The 16378-nt window shown below is 71.0% G+C and carries 20 protein-coding genes and 2 tRNA genes; 11 read left to right on the top strand and 11 right to left on the bottom strand.

Going from position 1 to position 16378, the window contains the following annotated elements; all coding sequences use genetic code 11:
• Positions 1-67: 67 nt before the first annotated feature.
• A complete protein-coding gene (locus tag FB455_RS21650; protein WP_013287896.1) occupies positions 68-454 on the bottom strand; it encodes a hypothetical protein in 387 nt (128 codons plus the stop codon).
• Positions 455-721: 267 nt separating this feature from the next.
• Between FB455_RS21650 and FB455_RS21645 the strand changes: the two genes are divergently transcribed.
• The 4 genes from FB455_RS21645 (at position 722) to FB455_RS21630 (ending at position 4535) form a co-directional block, all read left to right on the top strand.
• A tRNA-Asn gene (locus tag FB455_RS21645) sits at positions 722-794 on the top strand.
• A 176-nt stretch (positions 795-970) separates the two neighbouring features.
• Positions 971-3106 carry an MMPL family transporter gene (locus FB455_RS21640; protein ID WP_145754829.1) on the top strand — a complete coding sequence of 712 codons (2136 nt, stop codon included), beginning with the start codon at positions 971-973 and terminating at the stop codon, positions 3104-3106.
• The gene (locus FB455_RS21635) at positions 3099-4334 is read left to right on the top strand and encodes an NAD(P)/FAD-dependent oxidoreductase (RefSeq protein WP_145754826.1); all 1236 of its coding nucleotides are present in this window, start codon (positions 3099-3101) and stop codon (positions 4332-4334) included. The genes FB455_RS21640 and FB455_RS21635 overlap by 8 nt, the downstream gene beginning before the upstream one ends.
• Before the next feature lie 124 nt (positions 4335-4458).
• Positions 4459-4535: transfer RNA gene (locus tag FB455_RS21630), tRNA-Ile, on the top strand.
• A gap of 47 nt (positions 4536-4582) precedes the next feature.
• Here the strand turns inward: FB455_RS21630 and FB455_RS21625 are convergent.
• From FB455_RS21625 to FB455_RS21605, 5 genes are all read right to left on the bottom strand, one after another.
• Positions 4583-4777: a hypothetical protein gene (locus FB455_RS21625; protein WP_145754824.1), complete on the bottom strand. Its 195-nt coding sequence runs from the start codon at positions 4775-4777 to the stop codon at positions 4583-4585.
• Positions 4778-4795: 18 nt separating this feature from the next.
• On the bottom strand, positions 4796-5293 hold the full coding sequence (locus tag FB455_RS21620) for a DUF5956 family protein (protein ID WP_047892043.1): 498 nt from the start codon (positions 5291-5293) through the stop codon (positions 4796-4798).
• Positions 5294-5407: 114 nt separating this feature from the next.
• Complete coding sequence (locus FB455_RS21615) at positions 5408-6199, bottom strand: hypothetical protein (protein WP_145754821.1); 792 nt, start codon at positions 6197-6199, stop codon at positions 5408-5410.
• 187 nt (positions 6200-6386) lie between these two features.
• The gene (locus tag FB455_RS21610) at positions 6387-6698 is read right to left on the bottom strand and encodes a hypothetical protein (RefSeq protein WP_486481563.1); all 312 of its coding nucleotides are present in this window, start codon (positions 6696-6698) and stop codon (positions 6387-6389) included.
• Entirely contained in the window at positions 6644-6970 is a 327-nt protein-coding gene (locus tag FB455_RS21605) for a helix-turn-helix domain-containing protein (protein ID WP_377624748.1), read from the bottom strand. The genes FB455_RS21610 and FB455_RS21605 overlap by 55 nt, the downstream gene beginning before the upstream one ends.
• Positions 6971-7635: 665 nt before the next feature.
• Here FB455_RS21605 and FB455_RS21600 point away from each other — a divergent pair.
• A complete protein-coding gene (locus FB455_RS21600; protein WP_047892040.1) occupies positions 7636-8703 on the top strand; it encodes a helix-turn-helix domain-containing protein in 1068 nt (355 codons plus the stop codon).
• Between the two features lie 1136 nt (positions 8704-9839).
• Here the strand turns inward: FB455_RS21600 and FB455_RS34845 are convergent.
• Entirely contained in the window at positions 9840-10172 is a 333-nt protein-coding gene (locus FB455_RS34845; protein WP_278090925.1) for a hypothetical protein, read from the bottom strand.
• Between the two features lie 13 nt (positions 10173-10185).
• On the opposite strand from FB455_RS34845, the gene FB455_RS34840 reads away from it, so the two are divergent.
• Positions 10186-10461 (top strand): hypothetical protein, encoded by a 276-nt coding sequence (locus FB455_RS34840; protein WP_278090924.1) that lies wholly within the window; start codon positions 10186-10188, stop codon positions 10459-10461.
• Between the two features lie 335 nt (positions 10462-10796).
• The gene (locus FB455_RS21590) at positions 10797-11180 is read left to right on the top strand and encodes a hypothetical protein (RefSeq protein ID WP_186461613.1); all 384 of its coding nucleotides are present in this window, start codon (positions 10797-10799) and stop codon (positions 11178-11180) included.
• Here FB455_RS21590 and FB455_RS21585 read toward each other — a convergent pair.
• Positions 11112-11636, bottom strand: coding sequence for a hypothetical protein (locus tag FB455_RS21585; RefSeq protein WP_235437460.1), 525 nt, complete (start codon positions 11634-11636; stop codon positions 11112-11114). The two genes, FB455_RS21590 and FB455_RS21585, sit on opposite strands and share 69 nt — an antisense overlap.
• Positions 11637-11655: 19 nt before the next feature.
• Here FB455_RS21585 and FB455_RS21580 point away from each other — a divergent pair, with 19 nt between their 5' ends.
• Positions 11656-12096, top strand: a complete 441-nt coding sequence (locus FB455_RS21580; protein WP_235437459.1) for a hypothetical protein — start codon at positions 11656-11658, stop codon at positions 12094-12096.
• A gap of 24 nt (positions 12097-12120) precedes the next feature.
• Here FB455_RS21580 and FB455_RS21575 read toward each other — a convergent pair whose 3' ends face one another.
• Entirely contained in the window at positions 12121-12912 is a 792-nt protein-coding gene (locus FB455_RS21575) for an AAC(3) family N-acetyltransferase (protein WP_145754818.1), read from the bottom strand.
• Positions 12913-13048: 136 nt separating this feature from the next.
• Here FB455_RS21575 and FB455_RS21570 point away from each other — a divergent pair, with 136 nt between their 5' ends.
• Positions 13049-13555 carry a SigE family RNA polymerase sigma factor gene (locus tag FB455_RS21570; RefSeq protein ID WP_013475583.1) on the top strand — a complete coding sequence of 169 codons (507 nt, stop codon included), beginning with the start codon at positions 13049-13051 and terminating at the stop codon, positions 13553-13555.
• Positions 13552-14037: a hypothetical protein gene (locus FB455_RS21565; protein ID WP_047892036.1), complete on the top strand. Its 486-nt coding sequence runs from the start codon at positions 13552-13554 to the stop codon at positions 14035-14037. The genes FB455_RS21570 and FB455_RS21565 overlap by 4 nt, the downstream gene beginning before the upstream one ends.
• Before the next feature lie 144 nt (positions 14038-14181).
• Here FB455_RS21565 and FB455_RS21560 read toward each other — a convergent pair whose 3' ends face one another.
• Together FB455_RS21560 and FB455_RS21555 are read right to left on the bottom strand one after the other, a co-directional pair.
• Entirely contained in the window at positions 14182-14616 is a 435-nt protein-coding gene (locus FB455_RS21560; RefSeq protein ID WP_047892035.1) for a hypothetical protein, read from the bottom strand.
• A gap of 369 nt (positions 14617-14985) precedes the next feature.
• A complete protein-coding gene (locus FB455_RS21555; RefSeq protein ID WP_145754815.1) occupies positions 14986-15453 on the bottom strand; it encodes an SRPBCC family protein in 468 nt (155 codons plus the stop codon).
• Positions 15454-15611: 158 nt separating this feature from the next.
• On the opposite strand from FB455_RS21555, the gene FB455_RS21550 reads away from it, so the two are divergent.
• Positions 15612-16373, top strand: coding sequence for a GNAT family N-acetyltransferase (locus FB455_RS21550; protein ID WP_145754812.1), 762 nt, complete (start codon positions 15612-15614; stop codon positions 16371-16373).
• Positions 16374-16378 lie beyond the last annotated feature (5 nt).

The raw sequence follows: 16378 nt of genomic DNA, 5'->3' as shown, positions 1-16378 counted from the left end.
CATCGCCGCCCGCGCACACGGGAGCGGGCCGGTCACCCGGAGGTGACCGGCCCGCTGTCCGCTGGTGTCAGAGCGTGTTGCCGGTGCTGGACGGCTTGGTGCTCGTGCCGGTGGTGGTCGAGCCGGACGCGCTGGTCGAGCCCGTCCCGTTGGCGCTGCGGCTGCCGACCGCGGCCGGCGTGCCGGCGAACGGCTTGTCGGCGTCGGTCATGCCCGGCTTGCCGCCGTTGGTGGCGAGCTTCTCACCGAGCTTGGTCTGCCCCAGCTTGTCCTTGCCCTCCGAGTAGAGCCGGGTCGCCTGGGCCTGCGCGACCCCGGCCGCCTCCTGGACGGTCGGGTGGTCGAGCACCTTGCGCCCGCGGACCACCAGCTCCTCGTACTTCTCCCGGCCGGCACGGGCGCCCAGGACGAATCCCGCAGCCAGCCCGCCAAGAAACATGATCTTTCCGCGCATGGCGGCTCCTTCCGTACCTGACGCTCTCGCCGGTTTCCGCCAGCTCGGCGGAATGACCGTCTCGCGCCTGCTTCTCTGTCGACGGCTAACTACCCATCCTGCTCTCCGCTCATGCCTCCCTGTGCCGAGATGACGATTTGTCCGCAATCCTGGCGCGTCAGCCGGTCCGGTCCTCCTCCGGTAACCCCCTGGCGCACCACCCCCCGATGTCCTGTACTCTTGTCCCCGTCGCACGGAGCGGAGAGATCCGAACCGAGCGGTGCACGGTCCCCTGTAGCTCAATTGGCAGAGCAGCCGGCTGTTAACCGGCAGGTTATTGGTTCGAGTCCAATCGGGGGAGCTTCGCTCCACGTCACGCCCGTCGGCATCGCCGGCGGGCGTTCGTCGTCGCTGGTCCCCTTCGCGTGCCCGGCTGCCCGGTTTCCGCCCCCGAGTCCTCGTTCGCCCGGCAGGATGGTCGGCGTCGACTTAGACTCCCGCTGCGTCGATTGATGCGTCGATTCGAGGACGGTGGAGATGGCCGCAGGACGCAGCCGCTGGACCGCGACGCTGATCGCGGTGGCGGTGGTGCTCGGCTGGCTGATCGTCGGCGGCATCGCCGGCCCCTACTCCGGCAAGCTCGGCGAGGTCTCCACCAACGACAACGCCTCCTTCCTGCCGGCCGACGCCGAGGCCACCCGGGCGCAGGACCTGGCCGCCGGATTCGTCGACCGGGAGACCACCCCGGCACTCGTGGTCTACGAACGACCCGGCGGCCTCACCCCGGCCGACCAGCAGCGCATCCGGGCCGACGCGGCCCGCTTCGCCGAGGTGCCGGGCGTGGTCGGTCCGCTGCCGCCACCGGTCGTCAGCCAGGACGAGCAGGCCGCCCAGGTGATCGTGCCGATCGACAGCTCCGAGGGCGAACAGATCCGGTCCGTTGTGGAACGCCTGCGCGACATCGCCGGCCCGGACCGCGACGGGCTCACCGTCGACGTGGCCGGACCCGCGGGGCTGCTCGGCGACCTGATCGAGGTGTTCGGCGCGATCGACGGGCCGCTGCTCCTGGTCACGCTGACAGTGGTGCTGGTCATCCTGCTCGTCGTCTACCGCAGCCCGGTCCTCTGGATCTTCCCACTGCTGGCCGCCGGGATGTCGTACTCGCTCGCCGCCGTCTTCGTCTACCTGCTCGCCGACCACGACATCGTCAAGCTCAACGGGCAGGCACAGGGCATCCTCACCGTGCTCGTCTTCGGCGCCGGCACCGACTACGCGCTGCTGCTCATCGCCCGCTACCGGGAGGAACTGCACCGGCACGAGCGCCCGTGGGACGCCATGCGGACCGCCTGGAAGGGCGCCGCCCCGGCCATCATCGCCTCCGGCGCCACAGTCATCGTGAGCCTGCTCTGCCTGCTGCTGTCCAGCCTCAACTCCAACCGCGCGCTCGGCCCGGTCAGTGCCGTCGGCATCGCCGCCACGCTGCTGGTGATGCTCACGTTCCTGCCCGCGCTGCTGGTCCTCGGTGGCCGCTGGGCGTTCTGGCCCCGGCGACCCCGCTACGACCAGGCCGACCCGCGCACCGAACACGGCATCTGGGGGCGGATCGCCGGCTTCGTGGCGCGCCGCGCGCGTACCGTCTGGGTCGTCACCGCCGTGGTGCTCGCCGCCCTCACGATCGGGGTGACCCAGCTCGGCGCCACCACGCTCGGCCAGTCCCAGCTGTTCACCCAGCGCACCGACTCCGTGGCCGGGCAGGAGGTCATCGACAGGCACTTCCCGGCCGGCACCGGCAGCCCCGCCACCATCTTCACCACCCAGGCCACCGCGCGGCAGGTCGCCCAGGTGGCGCAGGGCGTGCCGGGCGTCGCCTCGGTGCTGCCGCTCGGCCAGCGGGGCGAGAACGCGCCGCCCGACCCGGACGCGCCCCCGAAGGTGGTCGACGGGCGGGTCCAGCTCGACGTCACGCTCGCCGACCCGCCGGACAGCAACGGCGCCGAACGCACCATCCGCGACCTGCGCGAGGCGGTGCACCGGGTACCCGGCGCCGACGCCGTGGTCGGCGGCTTCACCGCGATCAACGTGGACACCGCCGACGCCTCGGTACGCGACCGTGACGTCATCATCCCGGTGGTGCTGCTGGTCATCGCGGTCATCCTGGCCCTGCTGCTGCGGGCCCTGGTCGCACCGGTGCTGCTGATCGCCACAGTGGTGCTGTCGTTCCTGGCCACGCTGGGCCTGTGCGCGCTGCTGTTCCGGTACGTCTTCGACTTCCCCGGCGTCGACCAGTCCTTCCCGCTGTTCGCGTTCGTCTTCCTGGTCGCGCTCGGCATCGACTACAACATCTTCCTGATGAGCCGGGTCCGCGAGGAGTCGGTCCGCCGCGGCACCCGCGCCGGTGTGCTCGCCGGACTGGCCGTCACCGGCGGCGTCATCACCTCCGCCGGCATCGTGCTCGCCGCCACGTTCTCCGCGCTCGCCGTCCTGCCGCTCGTGGTGCTCGTCGAGTTGGGCGTGGCGGTCGCCGTCGGCGTACTGCTCGACACCATCGTGGTCCGCTCGCTGCTGGTGCCCGCGCTCGCGTACGACATCGGGCCGAAGGTCTGGTGGCCGGGCCGGTTGTCGCGGTCGCACCGCGAGGGCGACCGGGCCGGGGCGGGGGTGGACCGTGCCTGACACGGACGTGGTGATCGTCGGCGGCGGCCTGGCCGGTCTCGCCGCCGCCCGGCGGCTGCACCGCGCCGGCGTGCCGTGGCGGCTGCTGGAGGCGGGCGACCGGCTCGGCGGGCGGGTCGCCACCGACCGCGTCGACGGGTTCCTGCTCGACCGGGGCTTCCAGGTGCTCAACACCGCCTACCCGCGGCTCACCGGACTGGTCGACGTCGGCACCCTCAAGATGGGCTGGTTCACCTCCGGCGTGCTGGTGCGCCGCGGCGACCGGCTGGAACGCCTGGTCAACCCGCTGCGAGAACCTGCCGGCGCACCCGGCACGCTCACCGCCGGCATCGGATCGCTGACCGACCGGTTGCGGTTCGCCACACTCGCCGCCGGCTACGCCACAGTGCCGGTCGGGCGGCTCCTCGACACGCCCGAGAGCAGCGCCGAGAAGGCGCTGCGCCGGGCCGGCCTCTCCGACGCGATCATCGAGGAACTGCTCCGGCCGTTCCTGTCCGGCGTGCTGCTCGACCGCGAGCTGGCCACCTCCAGCCACGTGCTCGCCGTCGTCATGCGCTCCTTCGCCCGGGGGAGGATCGGCCTGCCGGCCGACGGCATGCAGGCGCTGCCCCGGGCGCTCGCCGCGCCGCTGCCCGCCGAGCTGATCGAGCTGAACACCCCGGTCACCGAGGTCGCGCCCGGCCGGGTCCGCACCCCGTCCGGCGAGATCACCTGCCGCGCCGTCGTGGTCGCGGTGGACCCGTCCGCGGCGGCCACGCTGCTGCCAGGGCTGCCGAGGGTACGCATGCACGCGTACACCACCTACTACCACCGCACCGGCGCGGCGCCGCTGGACGAGCCGATCCTGCTGCTCGACGGCGACCGCCGCGAACTCGTGGCCAACACGGTGGTGGTGAGCCGGGCCGCGCCCACGTACGCGCCGGACGGCGAACACCTGATCGCCACCTCGGTGGTCGGCCCGCAGGCCCCGCCCGAACCGGTGATCCGGCGCGAACTGGACCGCCTCTACGGCCGCTCCACCGCCGACTGGACCCACCTCACCACAGTCGCCGTGCCGGACGCGCTCCCGGCCGCACCGCCACCACAGGGCCGGCTGCGGAAGCCGGTGGCGCTCGGCGACGGCCTGTACGTGGCCGGGGACCACCGCGACAGCCCGTCCATCCAGGGGGCGCTCGCCAGCGGGTGGCGAGCGGTCGGCGCGGTCCTCGCGGAGTTGCGGCGCGCGTGAGGCGTTGGTCGACGGGTTGCGCGTTGTTATCCTCGCGTTGCCCATCGTGCTGTCGCGGCCGTGTTTCCGCCCGGTAGGTGGTGGTCCGCGCAACGATCGGCGGGTTACGATCCGGCGCGGTCACGGGGCGGTAGCTCAGCCGGTTAGAGCAGGGGACTCATAATCCCTCGGTCGCGGGTTCGAACCCCGCCCGCCCCACCATCAGAAAGAGCGCTTGACCTGCTACTTCTTGCCAGTTTTGCGATCTTTTACACTCGTTTGATGTGGCGCTTCGACACCTTCAAGCCGTCGGCGTCGAGAGCGACGATGCGGTTTCCGGCATCGCTCTTGGGCTCGTCTCCTCGATCCGGACGAGGGACGCCGATACGCTGCTCCGGTGCCGCCTCCGCCAGCTCGGGGTTCCAGTGGCGCTGCACTCTTCGAGGCTCACCCATGTCGGTCACGGTGGCCTCGTCGCCGCCTCATCGGCCGCTGTACAGCTCTGCGAGGGCCGCACGGATGGCCGGCACCGCCTCGGCGGGGTGGTGGTCGAGGGGTAGGTGCTTGATCGCCTCGTAGATCGCTTCATCGATGTCTCTGACGGTGAGGTCGTCGGGTAGGCGTTGAAACCAGCGATAGCCAGCCGGCCGCTCCGGCAATCCCACATCGCGTAGGAACGAGTTCGCGGCCTCATCGATGATCTCTTGGTCATCGGCCGTGCGCGGCTCGAAGGACGTACGCTCTCCTGCACGGTCGATGATCTTCACCTCCACTTGGTGTTGCCGGGTTTCAGGGAGCCGGGCCAGGGTGGAGGGGTCGGCGAGGTAGCCGAGCATGGCATCCCAGCCGGAAACGCTCAGCTCCCAGTACCTGCCATCAGGAGTGTGGATGGCGTGGCGGCGCTCGGTGATGTCCGGCGGTGAACCGGGGAACGGCGCGGCCGTGTCCCAGGCGTTCGGTGCGGCGCTGGTGTCGCCCATGCTGCTCCTCCGGAGGCTTGCTACGGCACGGTCCCGGCCTCCCCGGGGAGAGGTCGGGACCGTGGTCACACATCCGCATTCACCTGTGATGGTACGACTTCGGACCGGACAGGATCAGAACTTGCAGGGGTCGGCGGTCGACCCGTAACACTTGAAGCGCGCCGTCTCCAGCGGGGGCAGCGTGCGCACGGAGTAGCCGCCGGGGGTGAAGTCGGTGTTGAAGGCCGCGTAGTACGGCTTGGGGTTGACCAGGAAGTTGCCGTAGAGAGTCGAGCTGTTCCAGCGCCAGTTCGTGCCACTGATTCGGCCCGGGTAGAGAGCGTGGTCGCCGCAGTCGGCGTCCGGCCAGTTGTCGATGACCTCGTAGCAGTTGATCCAGGAGTCGCTGAAGGTCAGCGACGGGCCGTAGTCCCAGATCAGGGAGACGGTCCACCGGCCGCGCCGACCCTGGAGGCTGTTGCGGATGATCACGTCGAAACTGCCGATAACCCCGTTGCTGTCGCCGTAGGTGGCGTTGCCCTTCGTCTCGCCGATGTAGCGCGAGGCGTCGATGATCCGGTGACAGGTGCCGCTGCTCTCGCACCAGGTGTCGTAGTCGTCCGCGAGGACCGACACGGGATCGGGGGCCGGGGCGATCGTCGCGGCGACGGGCGTGTAGGTGGTGACGGGGGTGCCGTTGGGGTCACGGCGGGTGCTGGCCAGACCGGCGCTCGTGCAGACCCAATCCGGCGACTTCTGCTGCATGGCCAGCGCGATGCACGGCGCGAGCACCTTCTGAGCGCCGTCGTAGGTGTTCTTCCCGCTCGCGCCGGCCACCGCCGGAGCTTCCACCGCCGTGACGCCGAGCACGACAGCGAGAAGGCCGGCGACGATTGCGCCGCCCCTTCTGAGGCTACGGATGTTCACGCTTTCTCCTCTCACGCAAACTGCCGGTTAATGCGGTCGTGAGAATTCTTGCGACATCTAGAACGGTCAATCAATGCTTCGTCGCTTTACTGACATTCACCAACATCAATCAATATACATAAGCGGAATTGCCGCACGGGCGAGATCGGACCCGGCGGTGAAATCGCGTTCGGCCTGTTCGGTCGGCCTAGCTTCGCTCCCTCTTTTGTAACTTCGGCCACCCCAAAAAGCGATCGAACAGCTCGTTCGCACTCGGCACCTCGGCGCGCAGCTTGGCGAGGTCGTCCGCCGCATCACCCAGCGTCCCGGCCAGGTACACGAACAGGCTCACCCTGTTCCGTTCGTACTCACTCAAGAGCGCAAGCTTCGCGTCCCCACGCGGCCATGGATGGCCGCAGGCACGACACAGCCGGATCGGCCGAAGCGGCGAATGCGGCCGGCGCGTCACGACGACCACCCCGACTCCGCCAACAGCCGATGCAGTTCCCGACAGACACATCCAGGAGGCGGCTGGGCGAGGAGCTGCCGAATCTGCGCTTCCTTCTTCTGCTCCCTCAGCCGACGCAGCAGGGCGTCCGTGCGGCCCCACGCGGCCAACGCACTCTCGCATCCCAACGCCACGTCACAGGCCATCCAGAACTCGCGTGGCGCGACCTGGCGCCCTACCTCGATGTTGGCGATGCTGCTGCGCGACCGCCGCACCAAGAGCGCCAACCGCTCCTGTGTCACCCCCGCCGACCGCCGCGACTCTGCCAGAGCACGCCCCGACACCCGGCGTGAGTCCGCCACCACCTCCAACGGGACCGCCTCCAGGCGCTGAGGAGCGGCGAGCGCGGCCACCACAGAAAGGGTCACCGCCGCCCACCACCCTCATGCGACAGACGACCCGGCGGCCGAGCCGGCGCGTACTCCGCAGCGCTACGCGCCGGCAGTAAGCCGGCCGTCTGCCCGTTCCTGGCTCTCCACGCCAGCAGCGTTTCGCCCGCGCGACTGAGCCGAGCACAACTGCCGTCCGGCTGGCACCGAGAGCACGCATCTCGGTGATGGAAGTCAACGACGAAACCCGCCATCATCACGGCGAAAGGGGGTTCAGGCAGCGGCGTTCCCACGTTCACCGCCGATCTCCACGTGACCGGCGGCCCGCCTGATCAGCCCGCCACATGCCACCCCGCGTCAGCAAGGGCCGATCATCCAGCAGCATTGTGGGACCGTTCCAGCCGGGCGCTGAACGGACGCGGCCGACATGTAGACCGCTACATTGCGCACGCGCCGAGCGCTCTGAGGCATCTCCGGGGTTCTGCTTGCGCCGAAACCACTTCCATCGAGGCACGTTGCTCTACCTCCCGTCGCGTCGGCCGTCTGGTCTCAGCCTGCAATCAGCGGACTACGCTCGGAAGGAGGTCGATGCTTTCAGAGGCTTTCAACAGGGGGACCCCGTGGACGACCTTGGCGCGCAGTTGCGGCAGGCTCGTACCGAGGCCGGCGCGACGCTGGCCTCGGTGGCGGCCCGCTCGTGCTACTCGGCTTCGCACCTGAGCAACGTGGAGGCAGGACGGAGGGCCGCGACCCCTGACATCGTGCTCGCCTATGCGCGGGCGCTCGGGGAGGGTGACGTGAACCGCCGACAAGTACTCGGACTCGCAGCCGGCGTCGTGGGTCCGGTCGTGGCTGGAGAACTCATCCGAGCTGGCTTCACCGCCGCACTTGATGGCCGAGGGGCCGAGGAGGACTGGCGCGAGCGGGTTGACCAGTACGGCCGGGACTACATGGCTGTAGGAGCGGCCGTTCTCCAGGTCAGACTTGCGAATGACCTCGTGATCCTTCAACAGCACCTCGACACGCCGCACATGTGGTCGCACGCCGCGCGAGCCCTGGTCACCTATGGGAAAACCACACCCAACCCGGCTGAAGCGATCCGTTGGTACGACCTAGCGGCAACGGCGGCGGACCGGTCCGACGACCTTGGAGTCCGCGTATGGGTTCGAGGCAGGGCAGCTATCGCACTCGCCTACGAAGGCGCGGCGCTTCCAACGGCCCGGCGGTACGCCGACCAGGCCCTAGCCCTGTCCGACCGGCCCTCGCTCGGCCGCGTCCAAGCCCTCATGGCCGGCGCGCACGTCGCGGCGGGGCGCGGCAACCAGGCCGGCGCGATTGCGCTTGACACCGAAGCGCGCCGCGTCTTCGATCACGTCGCGTCACCGGACGGGGAAATCTCCGACACCGCCGTTCCGCCATGGCGTATGGCGACCTTCCGTAGCATGCTGTACGCCCGCTTGGGGATGCCGGAACCTGGAAGCGAGGCTCAAGAGGAGGCCGACCGGACACGGCCGGCAGGGCTCCCGCGCTTCGCGACGCACATCGAGCTACATCGGGGGCTGACGATGGCAAAGGCCGGCGACAAGGCTGGCGGCGTCATGTACGCCCGGCGGGCTTGGGACGCGCTCCCGGCCGAGCGGCGGTCACAGAGCCTCGCGTTGATGCTGCGCGAGGTCGAGCGAGCCTGACAGCGAGGCGGAGCTCACTGCGGCTGAGAGCACTCAGCCGACCGGCGTGGGGGCCTAACGTGAGCCCGGTGTGAGCCCGGTGTGAGCCCGGACGCCTCCGGATTGATCGTCACGGGGCTAGATGGGGAACCACGGTGAAGGGTGCCCACCAGGACGGATAGGCACCCCTCAACACGTCTTCGGACTAGCGATCACGCGGGAAATCTAACTCATAATCCCTCGGTCGCGGGTTCGAACCCCGCCCGCCCCACCACCCGTTTTCCCTGGTCGGCCATGCTGGTGGCGACCCGCACGCACCGCGTCGAGGTCCGGTCCGACGCTCTCGGTCCGCACTGAGGCCGGTCTACGACTGCGACGAGGAGATCCGCCTTACAGCGAAGTTCCTGGCAAGCCTTCCTAGGAACTTGGCGGGTCGGTTCCGTCGCACGGGACACCGATACCTAGCTGTACTTGCGCCGTCTGCCCCCGCGACCGAATTGTGAGCGGTAGGCAGGTCGCCCGCGCAACCCACGTGCCGCCGACGAAGGCCAGCCACTGAGATTGGTCGTCGACAGGTGCGCAGGCGCGCACACGGGCGCGCACGGCCGGCACCACTGACGAGCCCCATCCGAGACGCGCCCTGTCCTCCCAGCCGGATGCCACCCGAAGATCGATCACTGCGCCGCCGCGTACGACCAATCCCCATTTGGCGAACAGCCGGGCTGCCGGGTCCGGTTGCCCCGATTCCTCTGCTTGAAGCACAGGCCGGTCAGGTACCGCGACGTCCTCTCCCACGAGCCGATAACCCGCCGGCGGTTCCTGCATCGCATCCACCGATACAGTGCATGACTCCTGCCTGGCGCTCCCGTCAGTTGACGGGGACGCGCTCGGGTCAGTACCCAGAGATGCAGTTGGTGCGGGTGGTCGGGCCTCACCCTGGCCGGAACCGCTTGAGGACGTACAGGCTGCTGGCGTCACCATCAGGCAGACGCTGATCGGCCACCACAACATGCGGCTGGTCCATCGCACGCGCGTCACCTCCTGAACGGCGAGGCCTTCGACGGTTGGGGCGCGACCCGTGAAGCGTCACCGTACCGAAAGGCGGGATGCGTTCGATGCCGCCCGCCCTGCCACGCGAGACGCCCTGCTCAGCCGAGCTACCAGTACCTGCCGCAGGTCGGCTCGAGCTTGTCGACCGCGCTCTCCAGGTCGCCCGTGTCGCTCGCCACCTTCACGATCGCTTCCGCATATTCGAGCTTGGGCTTGATCGAGCGGACCTCGACGTCCTTCCGGCCTGCGGCCATGGTGAGCACCTGGAACTTCTTCCGCAGCGTGCGGTCGGTCTGCTCGCCGGCCACCCTGTTCGCCACCGCCTCGAGGTTGACCAATCGGGTGGACGCCTCCGCCCGGGCGTTGACGAGCTCGGCCTCCACTGTCGAACTGGAGGCGACCCCGACCAGGGTGATCAGCCCGGCGATGGCCTTCTCCAAGGGACCTCTGACGGTGGTGCAGGCCGCCTTGCTGCTGGCGGTGGCCACTTGCGTGGCCTTCCTGGTCGTGGGCGCGGCCGCGGGGGCCGTCGAGGACCGGGGAGTCCCCGAGGACCGTGAGGTCTGCGAGGGCTCGGGCGCGAGGCTCGGTGTGGCCGTCGGCGCCGAGGGCATGGGAGTGGGTGACTCCGTAGCGGTGCTCGCCGCCACGGCGGTGGGCGTGCCCGGCGTCTCGTCGGCGCGGCCACACGCCGAGGCGGTGAGCAGCATCGCAGCGACCGCCACGTAGAGCCCGAACCGTCGTACCGTCACGTCGTATCCCATCTCGCGATCTTGCGGGAGCGTGACGATACATGTCGGACGCAGTGGCGGCCATCAACCAGATGGACCGCCCGGGTGACAATCGCGCGCATGAGCGCTGCTGACGTCGTAACGGTTGATCTCACTTCGGATCAGCGGTTCCTGCTACGGCGCGGGTTGGCCGAGTGGGTGGCCCCGCGCATCCCACTGATGAACTCGCCCGGGTCATAAGCTTCCAGGACCGGGCGGACCTCTACCACGGCGAGGGCCGGGCCCGTCGGGAGCGCTCTACCCAACTCACGCCTGCTTCGGCATGCTGACCGGATGGAGAACCCGCACGCCTCGACGCCGTTCGCTCTGCACCTGTACTGCAGAGTCGACGTCCTGGTCACTGACGCGGAGGCTCTCACCGATCGCGCAGTGGCCGAGCTGCGAGATGCGGATGTCGAGTGGCGCACGGAAGACGACGATCTCGAATCGGCGGTCGGAGAACTGCGCGGCAGCGTCGCCGACTCTCTCGGGGCGGTGGTCGACATCAGCCGCCTGATCGAGGGAATCCCCGGAGTGGAGTTCCGAGGCGGTTGGTGCCGCGCCGAGCCGGGGCCGCCTCGGGAGATGCCTGCTCCTGGAAGCCGGCGCTCATTGCTCGGGCACGACCCGGACGATGCTGCTGCCACTGGACGTGGCGTTGCCTCCGTCGATCACTGAGGTGACCAGGTCGTAGAAGCCCGGCTTGGCATCGGGGCCGATCACGATCGTGCTGGCGGGACGCTCGCCCGGAGTGCCGGTCGGCCGGACCGGTGTCGCCGTGAAGGTGACCAGCCCCGGGACCGCCGAAGCGGCCTTGAGGTCGTCCACAGTGCCGAACGGACCCGTCAGCCGTGCGGCCAGCTCGACCTGCGGCGAGGCGGAGCCCGGCTCGTCCGGGGACTCGACGGTCCAGTGGACGGTCACGGTCTGGCCAGGCTGATACGGCTTGTCGACGTCCAGGTCCTCGCAGCAGGTGTACGTCGGCGGCACCTCCGCCACCATCTCGGACGGTTCGGCGCCGCAGGCTGCCAGCAACGGCACGGCGAGGCAGCTGAGAAGGCGCAGGCGCGGCGATTTCATGCGCGAGATCGTAGGCGTGGCGCGCCGCTGCCAGGGGGCGGCGGACAGATGCACCGCAGTCTATGGTTGCCGCGTGAACAGACGCCTGTGGGTGGTGTCGGCACTGGCCGTGACCGCGCTGCTCGCCTTGCCGGTGACCGTCGTCGGCGTCCACGCGACCCACCCGCGGGACGAGAGCGGATACCTGGCGTACCTGAAGCAGTACGGCGACCGGCGGAACGATCGGCCGCTGGCGGTGTTGCCGCCGACCGCGGATCTGGTCGCCGAGGGCGACGCGGCATGCGACTGGTTGCGCGAGCAGCCGTACGCGCTCTGGCGGCACGATCCGGAGTACCGCGAGCTTGTCGTCTACGAGCGCTATGTCCGGCAGGTCGAGAACCGCCTGCCGGCCTGGGGCGACGAGCTGCCCGACCGGCGATCGGTGACGGGAGCCGCGTGGACCCACCTCTGCCCGGCGGAGTGGGAACTACGCCAGCCCCGCCGTAACCCCTTCGCCCCCAAGCCGCCGGACTGAGCGCGCGGCGCGCCGCAGGCGCGGTCAGTGCGCGCGGTTCGTGGCCATCCAGGCGGTTGCGAAGTCGACCAGGGTGCGCTGGCGCATCAGCCGTGCCGTCGCGCCGGCGACCTGGCCGGTCGTCGCGCCGCCTGTCGCCTCGAAGTCGGCGCCCAGCCGGTCGAAGTCGTCCTCGTCGGTGACGACGTCTGTCCACGTGGTCCACCGGCTCGTGCCGTCCGGCAGCCGTACCGCCGAGCCCGTCACCGCCCGCGGCGGCGACGCCTGCCGCCACTCCGCCAGGTGCAGCGAGGTGTTGGAGCTGTGGTCGCAGCCGAGCAGCAGCACCTTGCCGTCGAGCCGGTACACCGCGCCGAGCGGTGAGTGCTCGCCCAGCGCGTCGTCGAGGCGGTGTCCCTCCACGACGTCGGCGGCGTGCGCGCCGAGCGCGGCGAAGGACACCTGCGGGTGGTCGCTGCGGCGGGCGCCCGGCCAGGTGCGTACCGTCTCGGCGACGGCGCCCATCCACCGGCTCGGCGTGCACGCCGGGTCGAAGCCGGGCGTCTGCTCGCGGATGACCGGCCACCACGCCTCGGGTACGGGCGGATGCCGCCACTCGGCCGGGTCGGTGTTCTCCGGGGTGTGCGTCGGCACGACGAGGGTGCCCTCCGGCCCGAGCGCCGCCAGCAGCGCCCGCACCACCGCCTCGGTGCGACCGGCGACGAACCCGAGACTCCGGTACGACGAGTGCAGCAGCAGAACGTCACCCGGGGCGATGCCGAGCACGCGCAGGTCGTACGCGATCGAGCTGACGGTGTGCGGTGCGGCCTGGTCCACCCGCCGCAGTGTAGGCGGGGCCGAGCCTGGACCGGGGACGGTGCCGACGCCCGCGGAAACCGTTTCGCCGATCCCGGGATAGCGGCGGTGCCGTCCGGCGTCTGTCACTGGTGAACGAGGAGACGAGGGTGGTGCGGTGGACGAGGACGAGCGGGCGGTGCTGGCCGAGTTCGTGGCGAGCCGTGCCCCGGCGCTGATACGGGTCGCCTACCTGCTCACCGGTGACCGCAGCAGTGCCGAGGATCTGTTCCAGTCGGCGCTGTCGAAGATCATTCCGAAGTGGCGGAGCATCCGGCACGCCGACCCGGAGGGCTACCTCCGTGCCGTCATGTACCGGGAGCAGGTGAGCTGGTGGCGGCGGTTGCGCCGTCGTCGGGAGTCCCCGGCCGGTGTGCGGGAGCCGGTGGTGGCCGACCCGGCCGGCGGTACGGATCTCCGGCTGGCGTTGCGGGCGGCGCTGTGGGAGTTGCCGCCCGCGCAGCGCACCGTCGTGGTCCTGCGCTACTACGAGGACCTGCCGGAGGCCCAGGTCGCCGAACTGCTGGGCTGCTCGGTCGGGACGGTGCGCAGCCGGACCCACCGGGCGGTCACCCGACTGCGTCAGATCCTGCCGGACAGCGAGCTTCTGGAGATGCGGCGATGAGTGATCCGTTCGAAGGTCTGCTCCGCTCCACCCTCACCGACATCGCCGAGGAGGCACCGACTGTGCAGGACTCATTGACCAGGGCGGAACGGCGCGTGCGTAACCGTCGACGCAACACGGTGGCGGCAGGTGCGGCGGGCATCCTGGCGGTGCTGGTGATCGGGGCGCCGTTCGCCTACGCCGGCCGCGGCGACGACCCGGTGATCTCGCCGCAGCCGGGCACGAGCGCCCCGCAGCCGGACCGGACCGAGCCCGTTCCGGCCCCGCCGGGCCTGGCGTCGCCCGTCCCGGTCGGCCCGGACGGCCGGCGGATGCCGGACGGCGCGGACCCGACTCGCCCGGGCGCACCGTCGCCCGTCCCGGTAGGCCCGGAGGGCACGAGCCCGTCGGGCGGTGCGATGCCGTCGCCCGTCCCGCTGGGTCCGGAGGGCACGAGCCCGCCGGGCGGTGCGGCTCCGTCGCCCAGCCCCATCAGGCGCTGACCGTCGTACGCCGGCACCCTCCGGGCCGGTGCGAGGGCCGGGCCCGCCCCGACCGTGGCGGGCCCGGCCCTCGGCGCGGTCAGTCCATGCGGGTACGCCCGACCGATCCGAGCCGGGTGGAGACGGCCCTACCGACGTTCGGCGTCACTCCCACGGCGGGGCGTGCCGGTTCACGTAGTCGCGGGCGCGGGGGAGCGGATCACCCCAGTACTGGTGTGGCATGCGGGAGAAGTGCTCCCGGCAGAAGGTGGCGAGATCGTCGACGATCGCGATCCGCTCCAGGGGGCGCCGTTCGAACTCCCGGTTGGCCGCGAGCAGATCCGCCTCCGGGTTCCAGCCGGCGTGGTCGAACGCCCGGTCCGCCCAGGTCGCGTACACGTGGAAGACCTGGCTCTGACCCGCGAACCGCAACCCCGCGAGACCGATCGGCCGATCCGGGTAGGTGTCCCGGCACACCCAGGCCAGGATGTGGCAGGCCCCGGCGGCGAAGAACGGCTGGTCGGCGCGATCCCAGGCGAGTCGCTGGTCGGCCCGCTCCTGCGGCGTACGCCGGAAGACGCCCGCTGCCGTCACTGCCACAGGCGCACCCTAGCCGAGCGCAGCGCTGCCGTGCACGACGACGGACGGCACGACATGCACCTGCACGCCCGCGTCCGCGGGCGAAGATCGGGCTCGGCATGCCGGTGAGCCAGCGCGCGGCGGCCCAGGCCAGCGCCGCCGCAAGTCCGGCCTGCACGGCGAGTACGGACTTGATCCGCAGCTGTTGCATCCGGTCCCGCCCGGCCGCGCGGCCGCGCTCGTTCACGCGTTCCCACGCCTCGTCGAACCGTTCCGCGTCCAGGCCGGCGCGCCGCGACGACCCCCGCCGGCCGCCGCGCCCCGCACGCTGCCCGGTCACCGCCGGCGGCTACCCGCAAAAGCCGCCGCCATTCCCGGCCTCCGTCGTGGTCAGCCGCCCGGTTCGAGGTACGCGGCCAGGTGCGCCAGCGAGGACGCGATGCCCTCCTCGTGCACCCTCTGGTCGATGCCCGGCGGCACACCGGTGGCGGTGACCGTCACAGCGGTGCCGTCGCCGGCCGCCGTGAGGTGCCAGGTCATGGTCATGGTGCCCGCGTACGCCGGGTCGTCGGCCTGGAACACGGCCGTCTGCACCACCCGGTGCGCCGGTACGAGTTCGGCGAACCCGACGTCGACCACGTCCGTCGCGTCCGACGTCTTGCCAGGGCTGCCGGCCGGGTCGAGGTAGGTGAGCACCATCCGGAACCCGCCGCCCGGCCGTGGATCCCAGCGCTCGATCCGCCCGCGCATCCCGTCCGGCGGCAACCATGCCTCCAGGGCGGCCCGGTCGACGAGCGCGTCGTACACCGCCGCCGGTGGTGCGGCGATCGTCCTGCTGCCCCGGTCGATCCTGCTCACCCCCCAACCCTAGGCCCGCGCCCTCCCGCCCGCGGGTGCTCCTCGTCGATCTTGGAGTTGTGGTCGTGAACGAATGCGGCTGAGAAGGGCGATTCAGGCGCCACAAGTCCAAGATCGGCGGGGAGCGGGAGCGGGGCGCGCCCGGTACGCTGCCGCGAATGCCGGTACGACAACACCTCCACGACTCGCTGCTGCTGGGTGACGACGACACGCCGCTGGCCCGAATGCGGCTGCGGGACGACGACGGCACCGCGGTCGCGGCCGACGTCCGGCCGCTGCCCGAGGCGCCGCTCACCCGGCTCGTCGCGCAGGTGCGGCGCGACCTCGCCGGGCACCGGCTGGAGACGCCGGACGAGGCGCTGGCGGCGGCACTGGTGGCCGACGGGCTCAAGCTGGACCGGGCCGCCACCGACATGCGACACGACCTGACCGGCGTACCCGAACCGGTGGCACTGCCGGACGGCTGGTCGCTCGGCGCCCCCGGCTGGGACGACGACCTCGCCGAAGGGCTGGACGCGGCGTACGGCCCGGACCACCCGGACGGCCGCTGGCAGCCGAGCGACACCGACGAGGTACGGGCGATGTTCGACACCGGCGAGCCGGTGCCACCCCTGGTGCCCGCCTCGGCCCGGCTGATCGACCCGGACGGCCGCAGCGCCGGGCACGTGCTGTGCGCCGGGCCGGTGCCGTGGACCGACGACGACTGCGTCTGGATCCTCAACCTGGGCGTGGCGCCCCGCGCACAGCGGCGCGGGTTCGGCCGGGCGCTGCTCGTGCACGCGTTGCGCGGCGCGCGGGAGGTCGGGCTGCCGTCAGTCGGCCTGTCGGTGGTCGACGGCAACCCGGCCCGCCGCATGTACGACGCCGTCGGCTTCCGCGTCCTCACCCGGGTGCTCACGGTCCGCATCCCCGACGCGTAGCCCGC

It is taken from the genome of Micromonospora sp. CNZ296 (genome assembly GCF_007827635.1).
The sequence above is the reverse complement of the archived record's forward strand: the minus strand, read 5'-3'. Positions and strand labels throughout refer to the sequence as shown.

Bases quoted from the DNA above. Each gene is read 5' to 3' on its own strand.
- FB455_RS21620 (WP_047892043.1), bottom strand. From the start codon at position 5,293: ATGGGCGACACCAGCGCCGCACCGAACGCCTGGGACACGGCCGCGCCG.
- FB455_RS21640 (WP_145754829.1), top strand. From the start codon at position 971: ATGGCCGCAGGACGCAGCCGCTGGACCGCGACGCTGATCGCGGTGGCG.
- FB455_RS21550 (WP_145754812.1), top strand. From the start codon at position 15,612: ATGCCGGTACGACAACACCTCCACGACTCGCTGCTGCTGGGTGACGAC.
- FB455_RS21565 (WP_047892036.1), top strand. From the start codon at position 13,552: ATGAGTGATCCGTTCGAAGGTCTGCTCCGCTCCACCCTCACCGACATC.
- FB455_RS21610 (WP_486481563.1), bottom strand. From the start codon at position 6,698: ATGTGTCTGTCGGGAACTGCATCGGCTGTTGGCGGAGTCGGGGTGGTC.
- FB455_RS21650 (WP_013287896.1), bottom strand. From the start codon at position 454: ATGCGCGGAAAGATCATGTTTCTTGGCGGGCTGGCTGCGGGATTCGTC.
- FB455_RS21590 (WP_186461613.1), top strand. From the start codon at position 10,797: ATGGAGAACCCGCACGCCTCGACGCCGTTCGCTCTGCACCTGTACTGC.